The following is a 22,930-nucleotide window of genomic DNA, read 5'->3' as shown; positions in this document are numbered from 1 at the left end:
GTACGGTCACTTCCCGGTTGCCCCATCGCTTCAAGACACGGCCCAACCCACCAGCGCGCCAATGACCAGGCTGCCCAGCGCCAACACCACCATGGCGGCTTTCCACTTGCGGCGCGAGCGCTGGTAGTCCGCCGTGCGCTGCTGCAGGCGCTGCTCGAGCTCGCGCTCCACATCCCGTGCCTGCAGGCGGGCGGCCTCGGCGGCGTCCACCAGTTCCGCCATGCGGGCCTGGGCACTCTGCAACTGCTGCAGCTCATCGGCCACACGCGCCTGCAGCTCCTGCTCGCGCTGCTGCCATTGGGCATGGCGGGCGATCCACCCGGCATCGGCCTCGTCCTTGCCCTGCTGCAGCTGCTGCGCATAGGCGGCGGTGGCGCCCCACTCGCGCTTGGCCACGGCAAGATCGGCGATATAGGCATCCAGCATCCGCGCCGTGGATTCCCATTCCTTCTCGGAATTGGCGGTACGTACCGCCAGCTCACGCAAGCCGCCGGCGAGACCGCTCAGCAGCGCAGTCGCTTCCGCGTCGAGGTCGGCACGGAACGGCGGGTTGGCCTGCAGGCGCGCTGCATCGCTGGGCAGGCGCACGGCCACGCAGTATTCGCGGTAAGGCTGGTCGCTGTGGTCGCCAGCGAACACCCGGCTGTTGTAGAGACGGTCGGCGGCGCTGACCAGCGGCTCCAGCTCGGGGAACCTCACCTTGATGAAGTGTGCGCCCATCAGGCTGGACCACAATGCGGCATTGCCCTGGCCGAAGCGCAGCACCGTCATGCCGGCACTCTCAAACGCAGCCACGATCTCGGCGGTGTCGACCAGGCCGAATTCCTTGTGCTCCTGCAGCCAGACGTAGTCCTCGCCGAACAGCTCATGCCAGCGGCCATTCGCATCCACTTCAGCGTCGCGCACCCACGGCTGGTCCGGCGGGAAGCCGACGATGACCGCACGGCCGGCGACACGCGCCATCTCGGCCGCGGCCTTGGCACGCAGCGGCGCGGGAATATGCTCGAGCACATCCAGCGACACCACGGCGTCGAAGCCCTGCTCCGGGAACGGCAGCGCGGTGGCGTCGGCCACCACGAAGTCCTTCTCGTCCCCTTCGGCATGCAGGTCGGTGTACAGGAACGTTGCCTGCGGCAGGAACTGCCCGAGCAGACGCTGACGGTTGGCCCCTACTTCCAGCACCCGCGGCGCGGGCAGATCCAGCGCCTGCAGCAGATGCGTGGCCGCACCGTAGCGCTGGTAATGGTCAAAGGGAATTTCAAGCAGCGTCGGGGTCATGGACCTTCCACTCATGCGGGATATAGACCACGCCCTCACTGAAGTAGGGCGCGGCCACGGTGAAGACACTGGCTTCGGACAGGTAGTCCAGGCAGACCAGGCCCTTGTCGGTGAACAGTCCCACGTCAACGCGGTAGCTGCCGGTCAGCAGGGTCATCGACGGGATGCAGTAGCTGACGCGGTGCGAGCCGCGCGAGGTGGGAATCACCACCCGCTCAAGATAGGTGTTGGGGCCAAAGATATGCAGGCCATCCATGCCCTTGATCGCTACGCCGAGCAGCAGGCCATCGACCGTCTCATCGCCGACGGTATAGCTGATGTCCACCGTCAGCGGCTCGAACGGCGCCAGCATGTCGGTGCTCAGTGCAACCGTTTCAAGATGCGCGGGAATGCTGCCCGGGGCGGGTGCCTGGCGCACTTCGGCGTCCTGCGCCACGGCCAGGTCCTTGCCCAGTTCGTAGTCGCGGAAACGGTCGGCCACGAAGCTGGCTTCACCGTGCAGCTTGACCTTGCCGCCTTCCAGCCACAGCGCGGTCTGGCAGAAGCGCTTGACCTGCTCGAGCGAATGCGACACGAACAGGATGGTGGCGCCGCGTGCACGGATCTGTTCGATGCGCGCAAGGCATTTCATCTGGAAGCGGATGTCACCCACCGACAGCGCTTCGTCGATGATCAGCACATCCGGCTCGGTGTGGATGGCCACCGAGAACGCCAGGCGCACGTACATGCCACTGGAATAGGTCTTGACCGGCCGGTCGAAGAAATCGCCGATATCGGCGAAGTCGATGATCGACTGCAGCTTGTCGTCCACTTCCTTGCGGCTCAGGCCCAGCAGCGAGGCGCTCAGGTACACGTTGTCGCGGCCGGAGAAATCCGGATTGAAGCCGGCCCCCAGTTCGAGCAGTGCGGCAAAGCGCCCGCGGATGCTGACCGAGCCGGAGGTCGGGCGCACCGTGCCGCACAGGATCTGCAGCAGGGTCGATTTGCCGGCGCCGTTGCGGCCAATGATGCCGACCGTTTCGCCCTTCGGCACAACCAGGTTGATGCCATCCAGCGCACGGAAGGTGCGGCTGGCACGGTCACCGGAAGGCTTGAGCAGCGACAGCAGGCGCTCGCGCGGGTTGGCGTAGACCGGATAGTCCTTGGTCACGCCCACCACTTCGATGGCCGCGTCGGGTGAGCCATGCATCGTGGTGGTCTGCGGGTTGTTCATAGGACGTCCGAGAAGCCGCGCGAGAGGCGACGGAAGAGCGCGTAGGCCAGCATCGCCGCCACCACGGAAAGCAGGAAGTGCGGCAACAGCGCGGCCAGATCGGGCGCCGAGTTCTGCACCGTCACCGCGCGCAGCTGTTCGATGGGCGTGACCAGCGGGTTGAAGAACACCAGGCCCCGCGCCGCCTCGGGCATGGCATGCGCCGGGAAGAAGATCGGGCTGAGGAACAGCAGCACGCTGCTGAGGATGCCGACGAACTGGCTGATGTCGCGCAGATAGACTCCCAGCGCCGACAGCGACCAGGCGATCGCAAGCAGCATGGGGGTCATTTCCAGCAGGATCAGCGGCGAGGCCAGCGCCCACGCCGACGGCAGCCCCGACTGCCAGGTCTGCGCGACCAGCAGGATGGTCAGGCCGATGCCGGCGGTGGTCAGCGCTGCGGCCACCTTCACGATCGACAGCACCGGCAGCGGGAAGACCACCTTCTTCACGAAGTTGGGTTGCCCGGCGATGATCCCCGGTGCGGTGATCAGCACTTCGGACAGCAGCGTGAACGGCACCAGGCCCGCAAACAGCATCAGGGCGAAGTCGCCGGTGGATTCGGCCCCCGCCCATCGCGCCTTGAACACACCACTGAACACCAGCGTGTACACGCACAACATCAGCAACGGTTGCAGCACCAGCCACAGAACACCCAACGTGGTGGTGCGGTACCGTGCTGCCAACTCACGCCCCAGCAGCTGGCGGAACAGGAACAGGAGATTGGCGTGCTTCTGCATGAATCAGCGGTTCCCTGCCGACAGTGCGCGTTCCAGATCCACCTGAAGATCACCCAGGTCTTCCACGCCCACGCTCAGGCGCACCAGCGCATCGCTGATGCCCAGCTGCTCGCGGCGCGCGACCGGAATGGAGGCATGGGTCATCACCGCCGGGTGATTGACCAGGCTTTCCACGCCGCCCAGCGACTCGGCCAGGGTGAACAGCTCGGTCTTCTCGCAGAAGCGCTTGGCCGCTTCGAAACCGCCCTTGAGCACGATCGAGACGATGCCGCCGTAGCCGGCCATCTGCTTGCCGGCCAGCTCGTGCTGCGGGTGCGACGGCAGGCCCGGGTAGATCACCTTCTCCACCGCCGGGTGCTTGTCCAGCCACTGCGCCAGGGCCAGCGCGTTGGCGCAGTGCGCCTTCATGCGCAACGGCAGGGTCTTCAGGCCACGCAGGGCCAGGAAGCTGTCGAACGGGCCCTGCACGCCACCCACCGAGTTCTGCAGGAAGGCCATCTGTTCGGCCAGTTCGGCGTTGTCGCCGACCACCACCATGCCGCCGACCATGTCCGAGTGGCCGTTGAGGTACTTGGTGGCCGAATGCAGCACCAGGTCGGCGCCCAGTTCCAGCGGACGCTGCAGCATCGGCGAGGCGAAGGTGTTGTCGACCACCACGATCAGGCCACGGCGCTTGGCGATGGCGGTCACCGCAGCGATGTCCACGATCTTCAGCATCGGGTTGGTCGGGGTCTCGATCCACACCATCTTCGTTTTCGGCGTGATGGCCGCTTCGAAGGCCGCCAGATCGGTCAGGTCGACGAAGCTGAAATCCAGCCCGGCGGTGCGGCGGCGCACGCGCTCGAACAGGCGGAAGCTGCCGCCGTAGATATCGTCCATCGCCACCACGTGGCTGCCGGCGTCCAGCAGTTCGATCACGGTCGAGCTGGCCGCCATGCCCGAGGCGAAGGCGAAGCCGCGGGTGCCGCCTTCCAGCGACGCCACGCACCGCTCATAGGCGAAGCGGGTCGGGTTGTGCGTACGCGAGTACTCGAAGCCCTGGTGCTCGCCCGGGCTGGACTGGGCGTAGGTCGAAGTGGCGTAGATCGGCGGCATCACTGCGCCGGTGCTCGGGTCCGGCGACTGGCCGCCGTGGATGGCCAGGGTAGCCAGGGCCAGGGCGCGATCCTGGGAAGTAGCGTTGGACATGTTCTTTCCTGGTGGGCGCCGGCAGGCGGCGCCGTCAAAGGATCGGGAGTCTATCAGCGCGGCCTTAACGACCTTTGACGCAGATAAACCGGGATTCAGTGGCGAATGTCGGCGATCAGCGGCTTATTGCACGCGACGGCGCAGATAGTTCAGCAGGTCGATGCGGGTGATCAGGCCCAGGAAGGCGTCGCCGTCCATCACGATCGCCACCTGCCCGCGGTCGAACACCGGCAGCAGCGCTTCGATCGGCGATTTGACGTCCAACCGGTCCAGCTTGCTGACCATCGCGGTGGCCACCGAGTCGCGGAAGCGCGCTTCGTCGCCGTAGACGTGCAGCAGCACGTCGCTTTCATCGACGATGCCGACCAGCTGGTCGCCGTCCATCACCGGCAGCTGCGACACGTCGTACAGCTTCATGCGCTGGTAGGCGGTGGTCAGCAGATCGTTCGGGCCGATCACCACGGTGTCGCGCTGGCCGTAGGGGCGCAGGATCAGGTCGCGCAGATCGCCGTGCTGCGGGCGCTGCAGGAAGCCGTTGTCCAGCATCCAGTAGTCGTTGTACATCTTGGACAGGTACTTGTTGCCGGTATCGGGCACCAGCACCAGCACCTTCTTCGGCGTGGTCTGCTCGCGGCAGTACTTCAGGCCGGCGGCCAGCAGGGTGCCGGTGGACGAACCGCCCAGGATGCCTTCCTTGCCCAGCAGTTCGCGGGCCGTATGGAAGCTTTCCGCATCGGTGATGGCGTAGGCCTTCTTCACCCGGCTGAAATCGGAGATCGACGGCAGGAAATCCTCGCCGATGCCCTCCACCAGCCAGCTGCCCGACTTGTCGTTGAGCGTGCCGTCGTTGATGTACTCGGCCAGGATCGAGCCCACCGGGTCGGCCAGCACCAGTTCGGTCTTCGGCGACAGCTTGGCGAAGGCCCGCGACAGGCCGGTCATGGTGCCCGAACTGCCACAGCCGAATACGATGGCGTCGAGATCGCCGCCCATCTGCTCCAGGATTTCCGGGCCGGTGCCGAATTCGTGCGCGGCCGGATTGTCCGGGTTGCCGAACTGGTTGATGAAGTACGCGCCGGGGGTCTGCTCGGCGATGGTCTTGGCCAGATCCTGGTAGTACTCCGGGTGGCCCTTGGCCACGTCTGAACGGGTCAGGCGCACCTCGGCGCCCATCGCCTTCAGGTTGAAGATCTTTTCCCGGCTCATTTTGTCGGGAACGACCAGGATCAGTTTGTAGCCCTTCTGCTGGGCCACCAGCGCCAGGCCCAGGCCGGTGTTGCCGGCGGTGCCCTCCACCAGGGTGGCGCCGGGCTTCAGCTCGCCGCGCTGCTCCGCCGCTTCGATCATCGACAGGCCGATGCGATCCTTGATCGATCCGCCCGGGTTGGCGCTTTCGAGCTTCAGGTAGAGCTCGCAGACACCGGTATCCAGGCGCTGGGCCTTGACGATCGGGGTCTGGCCGATGAGTTCGAGGACGGAGGAATGGATGGGCATTCGGAGGACTTTCGATTCGCGCCACACAGGGCCGGACCGATGATTATCCGACGGATGGCGCGGAAAGTCAGGTCGGCGCGCGGGCGCCCGCATCCTGCCCGGAAAAGGGATGCGGACGGCCCCGGATCGACGAGGAGACCGGTACCGCCCGCATCGGTGAGTTGTGCCTGCAGGCCAAGGCACCACGGCCTGTGGTGCCTTGGCGCGGCCGCCTCATCGGCGGTGCCGCGATGCCAGGGCAGGAGCGCCTGGCGGGGCCATCAATGGCCGGGCCACGCCGTTCCGGGCGTGACGGGGTGCGTCAAAGCGTGGGGGATGGTGCTGAGAGCGGTGTTGCGTACATTCGCAGAAGTCGTTGCTTGGCCAGCAGCTTCTCGCGCTTCATGCGACCCAGGGTGACATCATCGATCGGGAGTACACCCAACTCCGCATCCATGCACTTCTTGTTCAACTTGCGGTGCTGGTCATGGAGTGCCCTGAACTCCGGATCCCGCGCACGACGTGCGTCGATCTCGCTCTGGGGCTGATCTTCAAACATGATGGACCTCCTTCGACAGATACACGAACGCCCCGGCCGCAAGGCACGGGGCGTTGTTCATGGAGGAGCGCCGGTCGATGGCCACCTGGACGCCTGCAACGACCTGCGGCACTGGCCTGCGCACGTCGATCTGCTGCGGTTCGCGCCCTGCTTGCATCGGCCCGGCCCTCCCATCGTCCGGTCCGCAGCATTGCGTCCCGGACGATTGACCCTACGCCTGCTCCGGGCGGGGTTCAAGCCCCTGCGGCAAAAGACCGAACCCCGCCGGGGCGGGGTTCAGGCTGAATGCTCATTGCAACGAAAAACAAACAATATCAAGCAATTACGGGGCGATGATGACCTCGGCCGAGCGCGCCCGGGTGGAGGCCGCCTTCTTGCCACTGAGCTGGATGCGGTTGCTTGCGACACCGGCCGCGACCAGTGCGTCGCGCAGCGCTTCGGCCCGCTTCTGGCCGACGCCGTTGGCGCTGTCATAGGCCTCGATGCGCAGGCGGCCCTTCTTGCCGATGTTCAGGTATTCGGCCAGCGCCTTTGCCTGGTTGCGGGCGCCGCCGGACAGGCTGGAGGCACCGGCGGCGAAGGCATCACCAGTGAAGGTGAAGACCTCGCCACGGCCGTCGAACTTCGACCCGGGCAGCTTCTGCCCGGACACCAGCTCGGCTTCTTCGCGGGCCAGCTTGGCCGCGTTCTGCTGGGCGGCGCTGAGCCGCTGCTGCTGCTTGCCGGCCACGCTGGTCAGGGCATTCTCGGCATCCTGGCGGGCCAGGGTCTCGGCCTCGGCGGCCTGGCGCAGGCGCTCGGCCTCCTCGGCCTGCATCTGCGCCTGCATGCGCAGCTGCTCGGCTTCCTGGCGGGCACGGGCAGCATCGCGGCGGCTGGCCTCGATCAGCAGGTCGCTGCGGGTCCGCTCCAGACGGTCAACCTCGCGCGCGGCCAGGGCGGTGCGCACGGCGGTCTCGGCAATCTCCACCCGGCGCTCGGCCAGGTAGGTGGCCAGCTCCTGATCGCGGCGCTTGGCCTTGTCCAGGGTGGCGATGGCCTGCTGCGCCTGCATGCGCTCGAAGGCGCCCAGCTCGGCGGTGTCCGGGTTGGCCTGGATGACCATCAGGCGCTGGCTCAGCTGCGCCACCATCGGGTTGTCGGCGGCCATGGCCAGCGACGGCAGCGCCAGCAGCGCCAGCAGCGCGGCCAGGGTTGCGGCAGTCATCGGCTTCATCGGCGGTCCTCCCCGGTCGACAGCTGGCGCTGCAGCTGGTTGACCTCGTTGCGGCGCAGCTGCAGCTGGGCGGTGGCCGTGGCTTCCTCGCTGCGCACACGCGCCAGGTCGGCGTCGGCAGCGGCACGCAGGGCCATCGCCGGGGCGTTCTTGCGCTCGCGGCGGTCGGCGGCGGCACGCTGGGCCTGCTCCAGGCCCTGGCGGGCCAGGCCGATCAGGTCCGGGGCGTACTGGTCGGCATCGGCCTGGGTGGCCTTGTCCACCGCCTGCCGGGCCTGCGCCAGTTCCAGGGCGGCGTCCTGCGCCCAGGCGGGGGCAGACAGTGCGAATGCAAACGCCATCACATACAGGACATGGCGCATTCGTGCGAAGCTAAGTCGTTTCATTGGGGAGGCCGTACCGGTTGTCGGTTCACGGCCATTGTCGTCAAGCCGACACCGTGCTGGCAACGGGCGTCGGCCGTTTCGTTGGGGAAAATTCGCAATGGATATCGGCTACTTCCTGAAGCTGATGACCGAAAAGAACGCTTCGGACATGTTCCTGACCACCGGAGCACCGGTCTACATCAAGATCGAGGGAAGCTTTATCCGCTGGGCAACACCGGCCTGCCGCCGGGCATGGTCAAGAAGATCGCCTACTCGCTGATGGACGAAGGCCAGGTGCCGCAGTTCGAGCGCGAGCTGGAACTCAACATGGCCATTGCCCTGCCCGATGCCGGGCGCTTCCGCGTCAACGTGTTCAAGCAGCGCGGCGAGGTCGGCATGGTCATCCGCGCCATCCGCAGCCGCATCCCGAGCATCGAGGAGCTGAACCTGCCGCAGGTGCTGAAGGACGTCATCATGACCCCGCGCGGGCTGGTGCTGGTGGTGGGGTCCACCGGCTCGGGCAAGTCCACCTCGCTGGCGTCGATGATCGACCACCGCAACAGCACCACCACCGGTCACATCCTCACCATCGAGGACCCGATCGAGTACCTGCACAAGCACAAGATGTCGATCGTCAACCAGCGCGAGGTCGGGCTGGACACCCATGCCTTCCACAACGCGCTGAAGAACGCGATGCGTGAAGCGCCGGACGTGATCCTGATCGGCGAAATCCTGGATGCGGAAACGATGGAGGCGGCGATCGCCTTCGCCGAGACCGGCCACCTGTGCCTGGCCACCCTGCACTCCAACAACGCCGACCAGACCATCGAGCGCATCCTGAACTTCTTCCCGGAAAGCGCGCACAAGAACGTGCTGATGAACCTGGCGCTGAACCTGCGCGCGGTGATCAGCCAGCGCCTGGTGAAGAACAAGGAAGGCCGTCGCCTGCCGGCCACCGAGGTGCTGATCAACACGCCGATGATCCGCGACCTGCTGCGCCGCGGCCAGGTGCACGAGATCAAGGCGGCGATGGAAGGTTCGCTGGAGGAAGGCATGGAGAGCTTCGACCAGTGCCTGTTCCGGCTGGCCAAGAGCGGCGTGATCGAGCAGGAAGAGGCGCTGCGTGCAGCCGATTCGCGCGATGGCCTGGCGCTGAAGTTCCGCCTGTCCGAAGGCAGCAGCGGCGAGCACGATCCGTACGCGGATTTCTCCTCGCCAACCCAGCCCACCATCACCCACGGGTTCTGAGCTAAAAAGGGACGGAAGGGATCAAGTCGTATATGCACTTACGACTTGATCCCCTCCGCCCCTTCTGCTTTCAGGTGGCGTCGGGCTGGTTTTCCGGGCGCGCGCGATCGAAGGCGTCCAATGCCTGGCACGCCGCTTCGATGCGGCGCAGAGTCGGGTACGGCGCCAGGTCCAGGCCGAAGCGGTGGGCGTTGTACAGCTGCGGCAGCAGACAGAGGTCGGCCAGGCCGGGGCGGTCGCCGTGGCAGAAGGTGCCGGTATCGCGGCTGTTGGCCAGCATCGCTTCCATCGCAGCAAAGCCTTCGGCGATCCAGTGCAGGGTCCATTGCGTGCGGGCGTCGGCCGGCAGTTTCAGGTCGCGTTCCAGGTACTGCATCACCCGCAGGTTGTTGATCGGATGGATATCGCAGGCCACCAGCTGGGCCAGCGCCCGCACCCGTGCGCGGCCGGCAGCGTCGGCCGGCAGCAGCGGCACCTGCGGGAAGCGCTCGTCCAGGTATTCCAGGATCGCCAGCGACTGGGTCAGCGTGTGTCCCTCGTGCAGCAGGGTCGGCACCAGCTGCTGCGGGTTGAGCGCGCGATAGGCGTGCAGATGCTGCTCGCCGCCCTCGCGCACCAGGTGCACCGGCCGCGCTTCCCAGGCCAGGCCCTTCAGCTCCAGGCCGATGCGCACGCGGTAGGCGGCGCTGGATCGCCAGTAGGTGTACAGCACGATGCCGTCGTCGACCGGGATGTCCATCGCCGCCTCCATGCTCAGGGCTTGGCCGCCTGCTCGATGCGCTGTTCAATGGCACCGAAGATGCTGTTGCCGGCGGCATCGAGCATCTCGATGCGGACCACATCGCCGAAGGACATGAACGGCGTGCTCGGCTTGCCGTCGCGCAGGGTTTCCACCACGCGCTGCTCGGCGAAGCACGATGCACCCTTGCTGGTGTCTTCGTTGGCGATGGTGCCCGAGCCGACGATGGTGCCAGCGCCCAGCGGACGGGTCTTGGCCGCATGCGCGACCAGCTGGGCGAAGTTGAACTGCATGTCCACGCCTGCTTCCGGCGCACCGAACCACTGGCCGTTGATGTGGGTCAACAGCGGCAGGTGCACCTTGCTGTCCTGCCACGCAGCGCCCAGCTCATCGGGGGTGACGAACACCGGCGACAGCGCCGAACGCGGCTTGGACTGCAGGAAGCCGAAACCCTTGGCCAGCTCGCCCGGGATCAGGTTGCGCAGCGAGACATCGTTGACCAGGCCGACCAGCTGGATGTGGCCGGCAGCCTGTTCCGGGGTGGCCGCCATCGGCACGTCGTCGGTGATCACCACGATCTCCGCTTCCAGGTCGATGCCGTAGTCCTCGCTGACCACCTTGACCGCATCGCGCGGGCCGTAGAAACCGGCGCTGGTGGCCTGGTACATCAGCGGGTCGGTGTAGAAGCTCTCCGGCACTTCGGCGCCGCGGGCGCGGCGCACGCGCTCGACGTGCGGCAGGTAGGCGCTGCCATCGACGAATTCATAGGCGCGCGGCATCGGCGCGGCCAGCGCCTGCGGATCGAGGTCGAACACGCCATCGGCGTCGCCGGCATTGAGCGATTCGGACAGGGCGTTCAGGCGCGGCGCAATGTGGCTCCAGTCCTCCAGGGCCTGCTGCAGGGTGGCGGCAATGCCGGTGGCGCGCACGCCGTGGCGCAGGTCACGCGAGACGACGATCAGGGTGCCGTCGCGGCCGCCTTCCTTCAAAGAACCAAGCTTCATGGGTGGGTGTCCGGAGTCGTGGGCAAACAAGTTTCAAGTGTAATCAAATATGCGGCGGCGCCAAGCTGCAGCGCGGCATCAGCCCACCCTACCGTAGTGGGGGTTCGGCAGGGCTTGCAGCCCTGCACCTGCTCAATGCAACGGCAACGTCAAAGGCAACAGCCGGCTCTGGGTTGTCCGCGGGTTGGCGGGGCGGTGTGGGCGGGCAGGACACGCTGTAAACCCCGCTCCGCGGTCCGGCCCAGCCGCTAGCGGCTGGGCGTTCGGGCGCTTGCGAAGCAGTGCTTCGCAAGCAAAGCGCCCTCACCCCTGGGGGCTCGATGGCGCCATCCATGGCGCCAACGGTCCTGCCCGCCCACACCTCCCCACCCCCGACAATTTCCCGATGACGGATCGAACATCCACATCATTCACCGTCGAAATCGATCAGACATCGAAATTGATCGAATGAGATCTGACAGATCGCGGAAAACTGTCGAAGGCGGGGTGGGTCCGGTGGCGGGAGTGTCCGCGGCATGGATGCCGCGGCCAAGCCCCCATGGATGGGTTTACGGCGTCTCCCGCCACCGGACCCACCCCGCCTACCCTCAGCAAGCCCGCTTTTGACGTTGACGTTGACGTCGCTTCGGCCTCTGCGGGTGCAGGGCGCAGCCCTGCAGAGAGCCCCTACCTGAACGGGGCTTTTTGCGCGAGGTCTCAGCCATCGGTTAGACTAGGCAGGTCTGCAGCGGCCGTCCGTTTCCCTTCGGGATCGCCGGCGTCCGGGGTCCGCCCCGTCGCCCGCCCCCACTCCGACACCGTTCGTCACGCATTCCAGCCTGCGCTCCGCGCCGGCTGCACCCAACTTCTCGCAGCGCGGTTCACGGGAACGCTCCGAGTCAGCCGATCACTCTGATCTGCCCCCGTCTGTCCGTTCGGACAGGCGTTTCTTGTACTTGGAGCAAACTCAATGTCTTTTGAATCGCTGGGCCTGGCGCCCTTCCTGCTGCGTGCGCTCGCCGAGCAGGGCTACGAAAACCCGACCCCGATCCAGCAGCAGGCAATCCCGTTGGCGCTGGCCGGTCGCGACCTGCTGGCCGGCGCCCAGACCGGCACCGGCAAGACCGCCGCGTTCGGCCTGCCGCTGCTGCAGCACCTGGGCACCGCCTCGCAGGAAGTGCGCGCCGGCCCGCGCAAGCCGCGCGCGCTGATCCTGGCCCCGACCCGTGAGCTGGCCACCCAGGTGCATGACAGCCTGCGCGGTTACAGCAAGTACCTGCGCATCCCCAGCGCCTGCATCTACGGCGGCGTCGGCATGGGCAACCAGCTGGACATCCTGCGTCGCGGCGTGGACCTGCTGGTGGCCTGCCCGGGCCGCCTGATCGACCACCTGGAGCGTCGCAGCGTCGACCTGTCCGGCATCGAAGTGCTGATCCTGGACGAAGCCGACCGCATGCTCGACATGGGCTTCCTGCCGTCGATCAAGCGCATCCTGGCCAAACTGCCGAAGCAGAACCGCCAGACCCTGCTGTTCTCGGCCACCTTCGAGGACAACATCCGCCAGCTGGCGCTGGAGTTCATGCGCAACCCGGAACAGATCCAGGTGACGCCGAAGAACACCGTGGCTGAAACCATCACCCACCGCGTGCACCCGGTCGATGCCGGCCGCAAGCGCGACCTGCTGCTGCACCTGCTGGCGCAGGACAGCCGCGAACAGACCCTGGTGTTCGCACGGACCAAGCACGGCAGCGACAAGCTGGCCACGTTCCTGGAAAAGTCCGGCATCAAGACTGCGGCGATCCATGGCAACAAGAGCCAGGGCCAGCGCCTGCGTGCACTGGGCGATTTCAAGGCCGGCCGCGTGACCGTGCTGGTGGCCACCGACATCGCCGCGCGTGGCATCGACATCAACGAGCTGCCGAAGGTGATCAACTTCGATCTGCCGATGGTGGCCGAGGATTACGTGCACCGCATCGGCCGTACCGGCCGCAACGGTTCCACCGGCCAGGCGATTTCGCTGGTGGCGCAGGATGAAGTGAAGCTGCTGCGCGCAATCGTGCGCCTGCTGGGCCGCGACATGGACATCCGCGATGTGCCGGGCTTCGAGCTGCAGGTGCCGATCCGCTGGGGCAACAGTGCGCCGGGCAAGGCCGAGCACGATACCGGCGAGCGCGCGCCGCGCAAGAGCCACGCACGCCGTCCGCACGGCGATGCGCCGCGCCATGCGCATGCGGGCCCGAAGAAGGCCGGCGGCGGCCGTCGCGAGGGCGGTGGCAATGGCCAGCAGCGCGCCGGTGCGGGTCAGGGCCAGCGTCGTGGCGGCGGCGGCAATGGTGGCGGCCGTGGCCGCGGCCAGGGTGGCAACGGCGGCGGTCGCGCCGGCTGATCCCAGCTGACATGGATGGTGCTTCCCGCTGCGCGGGGCTATCGAGGACGGCGCTGACGCGCCGTCCTTTTTTGTTGCGGGCTACCGTGAGTAGAAGCCGGCGGTATGCTGCGCTGAGGGCGGATGGGCGTGGGGCCAGCGCAAAACACGCCGTAAACCCGTCCATGGGGGCTCGGTCGGCGCATCCATGCGCCTCACGGTTTTGCGCTGGCCCCACGCCCATCCGCTTCAAGCATTGCCTGCGCCTTCTTCTCCCGCCGGGTAGTCGGGAGAAGAAAGATCAAATTCAAATTCAAAGGCAAAGGCAAAAGCCGAAGCCGCAGTGCCCGCTTTCGCTTTTGCTCCCGCCTTGCGGTTCGATGCGTCCGCGCCCGCAGGAGCCTGTCGAGGGGAGGCCGGGCGGGCTGCGCGGGACCGTGAGGCGCATGGATGCGCCGATCGAGCTTACATGGACGTATTTTCAGCGTGTCCTGCGCAGTCCGCCCGGCCTCCCCACACGCATCAATCAAGGCGCGTAAAACCTCAACTCCGCGCTTTACTCGGATTCACCAGATTCCCGAAGAAGATCGCGTTGATCAGCAGCCGATCCGTCCCGTGCCAGTACTTGCGGTGCGCCGGGTCATCGGCAAACAGCACCACATTGCCCTGCCCCTGCGCCGACACCAGCAGCCACGCACTGCCCGCCACCCGCGCGCGGTTGCGCTCTGACAGATAACCGTTCACCCGCGGCGGCGTGTCGATGCGTACCACCGTCGAGAACGGGTTCGCGCTCGGCTGCAGCGTCACCGTGTTCTCCTTGTTGATCGCCAGCTGCCGGCGCGGCACGCCGAAGGCCAGCGGATGGCTGGTATCGACGTCGGCACTGAGGATGTTGCCGCTGACCCGCTCGATCGCGGCGATGTCACGCTGGTCGCCGAATGCGCGACGTCCTGCATCGGCCGCCTCTTCCTCCTTGCCCAGCGTCTCGCCGTCGGCCAGCTTCTGCTCGATCGCCCACTTGGAGGCGCTGCCGTAGGTCACCAGTGAGCCTCCGGCCTGCACCCAGCGCTTCAGTGCAGCCACTGCCGTGGCATCAACACCGGTGTAGGTACCACCAGACAGCACGATGGTGGTGTAACGATCCAGTGGCACCTTGCCCAGCTGCAGCGGGTCAAGCTTGCTGGCGGGAAGCCGCAGCTGCTGGTCGAGCAGGAACCAGGCCGAGCCGATCTCGGTGGCGGCCACGCCCTCGCCCATCACCAGTGCCACGGCTGGCGTGCGCAGCGCCCTGACGCCATCGCTGCCGAGATCGATGCCTTCGCGGCTGCGGCCACTGGACAGTGCCTGCACCTGCACACCGGCCTCGCGCGCGGCGGAGGTGATGGCCTCCAGCAGCGCGGCGCCCTGCAGGGGTTGCCCGGCCACCGGAATCACCAGGCTGCCGGTGGCGAAGCGGACCTCGCCCTGTGCGGTCGCGGTGGTGAAGGGCTGGAACGCCGCACGCGCGTTCAACCCCTTGCCCTGCAGCACCGCCAATGCGCGCCCGGCGTTGTAATCGCGCCAGTCGATGGCATAGGCGAAGCTGGCCTGGCCGCCATTGACTGTGCCCAGCTCCGCCGGCAGCGCGGTCACGCGGGCACCCCCGTCGATACGGCTGCGGCTACCCGCGAACGCCACACCGTAGGCGGGCGCAATCGCGTAGCTGGTGCTGCCATAGAACACATCGCCCTTGATCGGCGGGGTCTCGGCAAAGATCGAATGCACCAGGCGGAACTGCGCCTGCTGCACCGGCACCACGTAGGCGCTGCCGGCATCGAAACGCTGTCCATCGACAGTGACGGCACGATCCAGAGCGTGCACCTCGATGCGATGCAGCAGCAACAGTTCCAGCAGGCGACGGGTCAGTGCCGGGTCATGCGCATCACCGAACACGAAGCTTTTCACCGGCTGCTGTGCGGCCTGCTTCAGTGCACTCTGGAAGAACTGCTTCTGCAGATCGAACAGGCCGCTGCGCTCGGTCACCGCACCACGCACGGTGCCCAGCCCGGTGGCGACCTGGTTGCGGATGGTGAACGGGAACGTCAGCAGCCCATTCACCGATTCCTGCACGCGGCCGCGCGAGCTGGCCTGTTCGACGGTGACGCCGACAGCGCCGTGGAAGTCCGGATAGGTCGAGCCGTACACCGGTGAGAAGTTGTCGAAATTCTCGCCGGTGTAGTACAGCGATCCCAACGCATCCAGCGCCTGCGCGTGGTATTTGGCCAGGGTCTTGTTGAACTCGTACGACGCCGGCGGAATCAGCGGGCTGTGCATGCTCTTCGGCGAGGGCTCGAAATAGTACGTGCTGTCCTTGCCCATTTCGTGGAAGTCGATCTGCACGTTGGGATACCACTGATGGAACACCTCCACCTTCGGCCGCGACTCGCGCTGGGTCAGGGCCAGCCAGTCGCGGTTGAGATCGGTGAAGTAGTGGTTGGTGCGCCCCTGCGGGAAGGGCTCGACGTGTTCCTTGTCGGCCGGGTCGGCCGAAGCCGGGTCCGAGGCCCAGGCGTTGTGCCAGTTGGCGGCACGGTCGCGGCCATCGGGATTCTGCGCCGGGTCGAACAGCACCACCGCCTGTTGCAGCCACTGCCGGGTTTCGGCGCTGCGGTTGGCCACCAGGTAGTAAGCGGTCAGCATCGCCGCTTCGGCGCTGGACGTTTCGTTGCCATGCACGCTGTAGCCCAGCCAGACCACCACCGGGCTGTCGCCGGCGGCGCTGCGCGGCTGCGCCGGATCGACCAGGGTGGCGTGCTGCTGGCGGATCTGCTCCAGCCGCGCGTGGTTGCTGGCGGCGGTGACGGTAACGATCAGCAGCGGGCGACCCTCGTAACTGCGACCGATCTCGCGCACGCTGATCGTGTCCGAACGGCGGGCCAGTTCCTGCAGGTACGCCACCAGCTGGTCATGCCGGGTGTAGCGGCTGCCGATCGGATAGCCCAGGAACTGCTCCGGCGTGGGAATGGACGTATCGAATGCGGCCGCGTCGGTGGCCTGCGGGAAGAAGTACGCACTCTGTGCCTGCGCCGGCTGCGGGCAGGACAGTGCGGTGGCGACGGCGATCAGCAACGGAAGAACGGCACGGCGATGCAAGGACACGGTAACTCCCCAGGAACACAACGGCAGGCAATCGCGCGGCCGGCCCCTGAAGGTGACCGGCCGCGGCGGATGGATCAGAAGCGGTAATCGAAGCCCAGCGTGAAGTAGCGGCCGCGCAGGTCGTACTGGCTGAAGTCGTACGGCGCGCGGATGCCCGGGAACGAGGCGTCATACGGCGGCGTCTTGTCGGCCAGGTTCTGCACCTTGGCGTACACGGTCAGCTTGTCCACGCCGGTGTAGGCCAGGTACAGGTCGTACTGGCTGTAGCTGCCGACGCGCGTCTGCACGGCCTTGGCCGCGGTGCTGGCTTCCTGCCGGTAGCCGCTGGTGTAGTACCAGGTCACTGCCGCGTTGAAGTCGCCCAGCTTCCAGTCCAGCGTGGTGGTGGCCTTGTCCTTGGGCAGGGTCGCGCCGAGATTGCTGCCGGCGTAATCGACCAGCGGGCCACCGACCACGGTCGGCCGACGGTAATCGCGCACATGGGTGTAGGCCGAGGACACGGTGAAGTCGCCTAGTGCAGCGGTCGGGATGCGCTGGCGCAGTTCAACGTCGATGCCGGAGGTCTTCAGTTCGCTCAGGTTCTGGTAGCGGTTGTAGACCGCCTGCAGCTTGCCGCGCTCGTCGCGCTGCACCGCGCCGGCCACGTTGTCATTGACCAGGGTCTGGGTGTTGTTGGTGCCGACCAGGTTGTCCAGCTGGATGCGGTAGTAATCCACGCTCAGGTTGGTGTTGGCCCACGGCGACAGCACCACGCCGAAGTTCACGCTCCTGGTGCGCTCGGGCTTCAGCGCGTTGTTGCCGACGGTGAAGAAGGTCGGGTTCTGCCGCGAGCCCGGCACGTCCGGATCACGCGGGTCGACCACGCTGCCGTAGGCGATGCTGGTGCTGTTGGAGTTCTCCGACAGCGACGGTGCACGGAAACCCTTCGAGGCCGAGGCGCGCACCAGCAGGAAGTCCAGCGGCTGCCAGCGCAGGCCGATCTTCGGCGAGAACGCGTCACCGAAATCGTCGTAATGGTCGGCGCGCGCAGCGGCGGACAGCTCCAGCGTCGAGGCCAGCGGTACATTCACCTCAGCGTAGGCGGCGCTGACCTGGCGCTCGCCGTGCACTTCGGCGATGGCCGGGCGTACCTGCAGGCCGGCGTCGATCTGCCACGGGTTGTTGGAGTCGAGCTTCTCGCGGCGCCACTCGGCACCGGCGGCGAAGCCGATGTCACCGGCCCAGGTGTGGCCGAGCGTGCCGGAGATCTTCGCGTCGATGCCCTGCAGCTTGGACTCGGCCGGGCGCAACGTGGCGATGTTGATCGCATCGCGTACCGACTGCGCCGTCGCGGCGGGGTTGAGCAGGTTGTAGCTGCCCGTGGCCAGCGCATCGGCCAGTGCCCAACGGTTGGCGAAACCACCGGACACGGTCTCGCGCTCGCTGCTGCGCGCGCCGAATGCGGCCACTTCCCAGTCCCAGTTCGCAGTGGTGCCGCGCAGGCCGAACACGCCGCGATAGGCGGTGGAGCGGTTGGTCTTGATGGTGCCGCCGAGGTCGAAGAAGGTGTACTCGATCGGGATCGCGCGGCCGTACGGGTTGTACGGATTGCTGGCCGGCAGCAGCGACGACACCGGCTCGGCCAGGCCGCTGTTGGCGTTCAACGCGAAGCGACCGCTTTCGAGGGTGAAGAACGGACTGCTGCCGAACCACGCAGCGCTCTTGATCTGGCTGTACAGCACTTCGCCGAAGGCTTCGACGTTGTCGTTCAGGCGGAAGGTGCCGTTGGCATAGGCCTGGTAGCGCTTGGTTGAAGGAATCAGCGTGGTGAACGGCGCCTGGTTGAAACCGCAGGTATCGCCGGCCAGGCCGTCGATCGGCGCACTGGCGACGCGGGTGGTGCCGGCCGGGCAGTTGCCGCTGGCATCGAGCATCGGCACCGACACGCCGTTGACCAGGTAACGCGCGCCCTTGGCCGACCAGCCGTTCCAGCGGCCGCCCGGTTGGTCGCTGTAGATGCCACTCTTGGTGAGGTTGCGTTCGTCCTGGTCCAGGCGTTCGCGGTTGTAACCCTGCAGGCTGAAGAGGATGTTGTAGCCGTCGGTGTCGAGATCACCCAGGCCGCCGACGAATTTCAGGTTCTGCTCGTGCAGGCCGCCCTGGTCGGCACCGCCGAAGCTGCCGCCGATCTCGACGCCTTCGAAGTTCTGCCGGGTGATGATGTTGACCACGCCGGCCACCGCGTCGGAACCGTACACGGCCGAGGCGCCGTCCTTGAGCACTTCGATGCGCTCCACCGCCACCAGCGGCAGTGCATTGAGATCGACGAAGGTGTCGGACAGGCCACCGGCCGGGAAACCGTAGTTGGCCAGGCGGCGACCGTTGAGCAGCACCAGCGTGTTCTTCTGCGACAGGCCACGCAGGCCGATGCCGGCCGAACCGGAGGCCCAGCCATTGTTGGTGGTTTCGTTGGCCGCATTACCGGTGTTGGCCGAGATCGAACGCAGCACATCGGCCACGGTGGCCTTGCCGGTCTGCTCCAGCTGCTGCCGGCCGATCACCTGCACCGGGTTGGAGGCTTCGGTATCGGCGCGCTTGATGTTGGAGCCGGTGACGCGCACGGCAGCCAGTGTGCTGGCTTCGCCACTGGCGTCGGCGGAGGTTTCGGCGGCGGCGGACAAAGGCGCGGCCAGAGCGACGGCCAGGGCCGCCACAAGCAGGGTGTGCTGGGGCATGACGATGTGGGGGAGGTAGTGGAAGGACGACGTAAGTTCCGCAGTAGTCCATGCCTGGCCGGGGTCCGGCCAATAACATCTCTTCATACGGATATAAGAGAAGCTAACATCTCTTCATCCGGATGGAAAGAATTTCTTCACGGGTGTGCCCGCGCCGACCGGCCGTAAGCGACACCTGCAACGTACAATGGGCGCCATGGAAATCTTCAAAGTCTTCATGATCGAGGCGGCGCACCGCCTCCCCAACGTGCCGCCCGGGCACAAGTGCGCGCGCCTGCATGGACACTCGTTCCGAGTGGAACTGAAGGTCGAGGGCGAGCCGGGCGCGCAGACCGGCTGGATCATGGATTTCGGAGACGTGAAGGCCGCCTTCCAGCCGATCTACGACCGCCTGGACCACCACTACCTCAACGATATCCCTGGCTTGGAGAACCCGACCAGCGAGAACCTGGCGGTGTGGATCTGGAACGAACTCAAGCCCGGCCTGCCGGCGCTGAGCGAGATCACCGTGCACGAAACCTGCACTTCCGGCTGTCGTTACCGCGGCCCGTCCGCCTGATCAACCCATTGATCTTCAAGGATTTTCAAAGGCGCCTTGGGCGCCTTTGTTATTTTTGTTGCATTGCCGCATCAACGGCGTATGCTGCATTGCATCAAGTCACTCCCTGATGCCCCATGGCCGCCGCCTTCAGCGATCGCTTCAGTGATGCCACCCGCCAGCTCGCCGCTGCAGCAACGCGCGCGAACCGGTTGGCGCTGGAGAACGCGGAAAGCATGTTCGGCGTGCAGCTGAAGGCGATGGAGCGCAACCTGACCGCCACCGGCGGCTGGCTGGGCGAGCTGGCCCGCAGCGATGACGCGGCCGGTGCACTCTCCAGGGGCGCACAGCTGTGGCAGGACAACCTGCAGCGACTGGGCCAGGCGCAGCAGGACGTGGTCGGTCTCGGCCTGCAGGCCAGCAAGGCCTGGTCCGAACTGGTGCAGGGCTACAACGAATCAACGGCGGACGCGAACAACCACTGACGCGACGCAACGCTCATTGCATGGGTCCCTCCCCCATGCAATCCGGACCCGGCAGATCCCTCCCTCTGCCGGGTCTTTTTTTGCCTGGTGTCTGGATTGCAGAGCACTTCTTCGTCTCACTTCCCTGCGAACTGATCGGCCCCGCCGGGGCTCAGCTTGCGGCAGGTAGAGCGCAGTGCTGGCGGCAGCCTTTCAATGAGGCGCCGATAGATTCCGAACGCAGGGCGGAGGCCCTGCACCGCGCAGAACCCGTCGTGCTTTTGTCTGACGTCTGGATTGCAGAGCACTTCTTCGACGCACTTCCCCGCGAACTGATCGGCCCCGCCGGGGCAGGCAGGGGTCTGGGCAAATGTCCCCCGGCGCCGGCCGTTGGCCGTCCCCTCCTCCTTTACTTTGCCCAGACCCCTGCCCGCCCCGACGAGGCTCGGCTTGCGGTAGCTAACGCGCAGTGCTCGCGGCAGCCTTTCAATGAGGCGCCGATAGATTCCGAACGCAGGGCGGAGGCCCGTGCGTACGAAGTAAAGGGGAGGTGACGGCCAACGGCCGGCGCCGGAGGACATTCGTACGCACGGGCCTCCGCCCTGCGCCACGCAGAATGAATCCGCCACACGCGATGCAGGAACGGCTCAGCGCCCCCGGCCGCCGTGCCAGTGCTGGTGCCACGCCTGGAACATCAACACATTCCACAGGTGCGTGTGCCATTTGCGCTCGCCGCGCAGGAACGCCTCCCAGATGCTGCGCACGCGTACTGCATCGAAGCAGCCCTGGTTGCGCAGCCGCTGCGGATCCAGCAATGCCTCGGCCCAGTCGCGCAGCGGGCCGGCCAGCCAGCGCGCCATCGGCGGCCCGAAGCCGCGCTTGGGACGGTACACCAGCGGCTCGGGCAGATAGCGCGCCAGCAGATGCTTGAGGATCCGCTTGTGCTCGCCATCGTGGTACTTCAGGTGCTGCGGCAGGCGCCAGGCAAGACGCACCACGTCCATGTCCAGCAGCGGCGCGCGCGTTTCCACCCCCGCCGCCATGCCGGCACGATCGACCTTGGCCAGGATGCCCTCGGCCAGATCCATGCGGAAATCCAGCAGCTGGATGCGCGCCTCCGCCGGCAGCCCGGTGTCCTGCTGCTGGAAGATCGTCATCGGTTCGCGTGCCCCCAGCACCACCTGCGCCGGCTGCCGCCAGCGGGTGACGCGCTGCAGGTAGTGGCCTTCCACATCGTTGGCCGCCACTTCGGCCACCAGCGCGCGCCAGCCCCAGGCGGCCGCGTTCGGCGTTCATGCGCGTGCCGCTGCGCCGCGCCAGATCGCGCACCCAGTCCGGCAGGCCACCACACAGGCGGGCGTTGCGCAGCGCACGGCCGTAACTGGGATGGCCAAAGAACAGCTCGTCGCCGCCGTCGCCGGTCAACGCCACCGGCTTGCGCGCACCCAGCAGTTCGCTGGCCAACAGGGTCGGCAGCTGCGAAGCGTCGGCGAATGGCTCGCACCAGACCTGCGGCAGGCGTTGCAGCAGGTCCAGGCCCTGGCGCGCATCCATGCGGTGCAGGTGGTGCTGCACGCCCAGATGCCGCGCGACCTGCGAGGCCCAGTCGCTCTCGTCATGTCCGGGATCGTCGAAGCCCACCGTCCACGCTTCGATCGGAAGCGCCGACTGCGCCTGCATCATCGCCGTCACCAGCGACGAATCGGTGCCGCCGGACAGGAACGCGCCACAGGCCAGCGGCGAGTGCATGCGCGCGGCGATGGCCTTCTGCAGCACGGCCTCCAGCTGATCGGTGGCCTGCTCAAGGTCGGGTGCCGGCTGCAGCGGTTCCTGCAGCGCGCTGTGCATCGCATCGCGCGCGCACCAGTAGCGCGAACCGCCCTGCGCGGCCTGCGCGGAACCGCGCGCGGCGTGGTCGGCAAGATCGATGCGCAGCATGGCGCCGGCCACCAGCTTGTGGATGCCGCGATAGATCGTGTGCGGTGCCGGCACGTAGTCGTGGCGCAGCAGCAGGCTCAGCGCGTCCTGGTCGATGCTGGGCGAGAAACCAGCGAATGCCTGCAGCGCCTTCAGCTCGGAGGCGAACAGGAACTGCCCCTGGTGCCAGCCGTAGTACAACGGGCGCTCGCCCACCGGGTCGCGGGCCAGCCAGAGTTCGCGCGACTGGCGATCCCAGACACTGAACCCGAAGGCGCCTTCGATGCGTGACAGCGCCCGCTGCACGCCCCATTCCACGATTGCCTGCAACAGCAACCGCGCGTCGCTGCAGCTGCGTGGCAGGTCGCGCAGTTGCCCCTGCAGATGGGCGCGGTTGTACAGCCGGCCATCCAGGCACAGCACGTAGCGGCCACAGTCCGAGCTGAGCGGCTGCAGCGGCGTATCGCTGGGTGCCCGGCAGTGGCCCAGGGCGAGGCCGGCGTCAGCGTCGGTCCAGTAACCGATGCGACCGCGACCGCGCTGCTGCAGGGCCCGCAGCATCGGCGCCAGCTGCTGGAGCAGCTGCTCATCGTCGGCGGGCGGCAGCCAGGCGCCAACCACGCCGCTCATCGCAGGCCCCCATGACGGCGGCGGCAGGACAGGTTCGGCAGGCAGGGGGCAGCGGCTGACATGGGGACGGCACGCGGAGCGGAGGAGACTCCATGCTCGGCGCGGCCGGCGTGCGCTGTCAGT

At 66.8% G+C, this 22,930-nt stretch carries 15 protein-coding genes and 3 pseudogenes; 4 read left to right on the top strand and 14 right to left on the bottom strand.

Annotated elements, in window-relative coordinates; translation table 11 throughout:
* Positions 1-30: 30 nt before the first annotated feature.
* The 9 genes and pseudogenes from N4G47_RS01055 to N4G47_RS01015 form a co-directional block, all read right to left on the bottom strand.
* A complete protein-coding gene (locus N4G47_RS01055) occupies positions 31-963 on the bottom strand; it encodes a wsae (protein ID WP_475289872.1) in 933 nt (310 codons plus the stop codon).
* Between the two features lie 48 nt (positions 964-1,011).
* Positions 1,012-1,278, bottom strand: a pseudogene (locus tag N4G47_RS01050) (class I SAM-dependent methyltransferase); the annotation flags it as partial.
* A complete protein-coding gene (locus N4G47_RS01045; RefSeq protein ID WP_475289871.1) occupies positions 1,259-2,467 on the bottom strand; it encodes an ABC transporter ATP-binding protein in 1,209 nt (402 codons plus the stop codon). The pseudogene N4G47_RS01050 and the gene N4G47_RS01045, both read right to left, overlap by 20 nt.
* Before the next feature lie 20 nt (positions 2,468-2,487).
* The gene (locus N4G47_RS01040) at positions 2,488-3,270 is read right to left on the bottom strand and encodes an ABC transporter permease (RefSeq protein ID WP_249842011.1); all 783 of its coding nucleotides are present in this window, start codon (positions 3,268-3,270) and stop codon (positions 2,488-2,490) included.
* Positions 3,271-3,273: 3 nt separating this feature from the next.
* Complete coding sequence (locus N4G47_RS01035; RefSeq protein WP_475284681.1) at positions 3,274-4,458, bottom strand: cystathionine gamma-synthase; 1,185 nt, start codon at positions 4,456-4,458, stop codon at positions 3,274-3,276.
* Positions 4,459-4,581: 123 nt separating this feature from the next.
* Positions 4,582-5,952 (bottom strand): pyridoxal-phosphate dependent enzyme, encoded by a 1,371-nt coding sequence (locus tag N4G47_RS01030; protein ID WP_107232235.1) that lies wholly within the window; start codon positions 5,950-5,952, stop codon positions 4,582-4,584.
* A gap of 301 nt (positions 5,953-6,253) precedes the next feature.
* On the bottom strand, positions 6,254-6,490 hold the full coding sequence (locus tag N4G47_RS01025) for an HP1242/YdcH family protein (RefSeq protein ID WP_057496722.1): 237 nt from the start codon (positions 6,488-6,490) through the stop codon (positions 6,254-6,256).
* 322 nt (positions 6,491-6,812) lie between these two features.
* Positions 6,813-7,706 (bottom strand): OmpA family protein, encoded by an 894-nt coding sequence (locus tag N4G47_RS01020; protein WP_475284678.1) that lies wholly within the window; start codon positions 7,704-7,706, stop codon positions 6,813-6,815.
* Positions 7,703-8,068, bottom strand: a complete 366-nt coding sequence (locus N4G47_RS01015) for a DUF4398 domain-containing protein (protein WP_057496724.1) — start codon at positions 8,066-8,068, stop codon at positions 7,703-7,705. The genes N4G47_RS01020 and N4G47_RS01015 overlap by 4 nt, the downstream gene beginning before the upstream one ends.
* Positions 8,069-8,189: 121 nt before the next feature.
* On the opposite strand from N4G47_RS01015, the pseudogene N4G47_RS01010 reads away from it, so the two are divergent.
* A pseudogene (locus N4G47_RS01010) lies at positions 8,190-9,319 on the top strand (PilT/PilU family type 4a pilus ATPase).
* A gap of 70 nt (positions 9,320-9,389) precedes the next feature.
* Here N4G47_RS01010 and maiA read toward each other — a convergent pair.
* A complete protein-coding gene (gene maiA, locus N4G47_RS01005; RefSeq protein ID WP_475284676.1) occupies positions 9,390-10,058 on the bottom strand; it encodes a maleylacetoacetate isomerase in 669 nt (222 codons plus the stop codon).
* A gap of 14 nt (positions 10,059-10,072) precedes the next feature.
* Positions 10,073-11,062 (bottom strand): fumarylacetoacetate hydrolase family protein, encoded by a 990-nt coding sequence (locus N4G47_RS01000; protein WP_475284674.1) that lies wholly within the window; start codon positions 11,060-11,062, stop codon positions 10,073-10,075.
* A gap of 949 nt (positions 11,063-12,011) precedes the next feature.
* Between N4G47_RS01000 and N4G47_RS00995 the strand changes: the two genes are divergently transcribed.
* Positions 12,012-13,427, top strand: coding sequence for a DEAD/DEAH box helicase (locus tag N4G47_RS00995; protein ID WP_107232229.1), 1,416 nt, complete (start codon positions 12,012-12,014; stop codon positions 13,425-13,427).
* Positions 13,428-13,949: 522 nt separating this feature from the next.
* Here N4G47_RS00995 and N4G47_RS00990 read toward each other — a convergent pair.
* Together N4G47_RS00990 and N4G47_RS00985 are read right to left on the bottom strand one after the other, a co-directional pair.
* Positions 13,950-16,544, bottom strand: a complete 2,595-nt coding sequence (locus tag N4G47_RS00990) for a M14 metallopeptidase family protein (protein WP_475284671.1) — start codon at positions 16,542-16,544, stop codon at positions 13,950-13,952.
* A gap of 74 nt (positions 16,545-16,618) precedes the next feature.
* Complete coding sequence (locus tag N4G47_RS00985) at positions 16,619-19,258, bottom strand: TonB-dependent receptor (RefSeq protein ID WP_475284669.1); 2,640 nt, start codon at positions 19,256-19,258, stop codon at positions 16,619-16,621.
* A gap of 196 nt (positions 19,259-19,454) precedes the next feature.
* Between N4G47_RS00985 and queD the strand changes: the two genes are divergently transcribed.
* Together queD and N4G47_RS00975 are read left to right on the top strand one after the other, a co-directional pair.
* Positions 19,455-19,817: a 6-carboxytetrahydropterin synthase QueD gene (queD, locus tag N4G47_RS00980; protein ID WP_475284667.1), complete on the top strand. Its 363-nt coding sequence runs from the start codon at positions 19,455-19,457 to the stop codon at positions 19,815-19,817.
* A 116-nt stretch (positions 19,818-19,933) separates the two neighbouring features.
* Entirely contained in the window at positions 19,934-20,281 is a 348-nt protein-coding gene (locus tag N4G47_RS00975) for a phasin family protein (protein WP_475284665.1), read from the top strand.
* 626 nt (positions 20,282-20,907) lie between these two features.
* Here the strand turns inward: N4G47_RS00975 and asnB are convergent.
* Positions 20,908-22,807, bottom strand: a pseudogene (gene asnB / locus N4G47_RS00970) (asparagine synthase (glutamine-hydrolyzing)).
* Positions 22,808-22,930 lie beyond the last annotated feature (123 nt).

The sequence above is a fragment of the Stenotrophomonas sp. GSD10 genome, from assembly GCF_056172695.1.
Note: the sequence above shows the minus strand (reverse complement) of the source record. Positions and strands in the feature narration are given on the sequence as shown.